The 1,292-nt window shown below is 46.5% G+C and carries 1 protein-coding gene and 1 pseudogene; both read left to right on the forward strand.

Annotated elements, in window-relative coordinates; genetic code table 11:
- Nucleotides 1-235: pseudogene (locus R7E00_RS22860) on the forward strand (ADP compounds hydrolase NudE); the annotation flags it as partial.
- A gap of 41 nt (nucleotides 236-276) precedes the next feature.
- Nucleotides 277-1,104, forward strand: a complete 828-nt coding sequence (cysQ, locus tag R7E00_RS22865) for a 3'(2'),5'-bisphosphate nucleotidase CysQ (RefSeq protein ID WP_005458987.1) — start codon at nucleotides 277-279, stop codon at nucleotides 1,102-1,104.
- Nucleotides 1,105-1,292 lie beyond the last annotated feature (188 nt).

A 1,292-nucleotide genomic window follows, 5' to 3' on the forward strand; every position in this document is an offset into this window, starting at 1 on the left:
AGTGATCCTTGCTCCTTCTTATTTTTCGAGCAAGATGACACTGTTTCTAGGTCAATCGCTATACCCTGAAAAGCAAGAAGGTGACGAACCAGAGCCGTTAGAAATTGTGCGCTGGCCACTCGCACAAGCCGAAGAGCTATTAACGCATTTGGACTTCTGTGAAGCACGAAGCATCACGGCGTTAATGTTGGCACTGAAACACTTACCAAACACCACTCACAACAACAATCAATAACGGTGTAAACCGACAAATATTGTGAGTAAGGACTATCACCTATGCCAATGACAAAAGATCTATCTCACCTGCTTCCTCAAGTTATCGAAATTGCCCGCAGTGCGGGACAAATGATTCTCGATATCTACGAGAAAAAGCAATATGAAGCGTACACCAAAAGTGATGAAACACCGGTCACAAGCGCCGATATTGCCGCGCACAAACTCATCACTGAACGTTTAAGTGAACTGACACCAGACATCCCCGTGTTGTCTGAAGAAGCCGCCGACATCAGCTTAGAGCAGCGCGCACAATGGCAGCGTTATTGGTTGGTCGACCCATTAGATGGCACACAAGAATTCATCGCACGCAGTGGCGACTTTGCGACCATCATTGCATTAATTGACAACAACAAGCCAGCGATGGGCGTGGTATATGGGCCTGTTTCTGGCGTCACGTATTACGCATACAGCGGCAAAGGTGCGTGGAAAATCCCAGACATGTCTGAAAGCGTGAAAATCCACACGCACAAACATGAACAAGCAGGACAAAACATTGCCATTGCTATCAGCCGTCGCCAAGACATTAATCGTATCACAAGCCGCATGAGCAGCGCTTGGAACTACGACTTAATTCCTCTCGGTTCTGCAGCACTAAAAGCGTGTTTGGTGGCGGAAGGAGCGGTCGATTGCTATTTACGTTTGGGCCCTACTGGCGAATGGGATACAGCAGCAACGCAATGCATCGTGGAAGAAGCCGGCGGACGCATTCTCAGCACTCACCTCGAACCTTTGTCTTACAACGAACGGGAAACGCTAGAGAACCCGAACTTTATCGTGCTGGGCGATACGAATTTGCCTTGGGATGACATCCTGCAACGCAAAGATTAAGTACTTATACTTGCGTAACTCAACTTGTATCATTAGGCCGTGAATTCCGTTCACGGCCTTTTCTTTTTCCCGCATGAGCAGCTTTAACAGTATTTGACCTACCATATACCTAAAGCTAATTAAACTGCACAAAATCACACAATTCCATTAAAATACAAATACTTAATCAATCAGCTTTGTCCCTCGTT

Origin of the sequence: Vibrio sp. Vb1755, from assembly GCF_033338635.1 — a bacterium.
Classification (GTDB): domain Bacteria; phylum Pseudomonadota; class Gammaproteobacteria; order Enterobacterales; family Vibrionaceae; genus Vibrio; species Vibrio alginolyticus.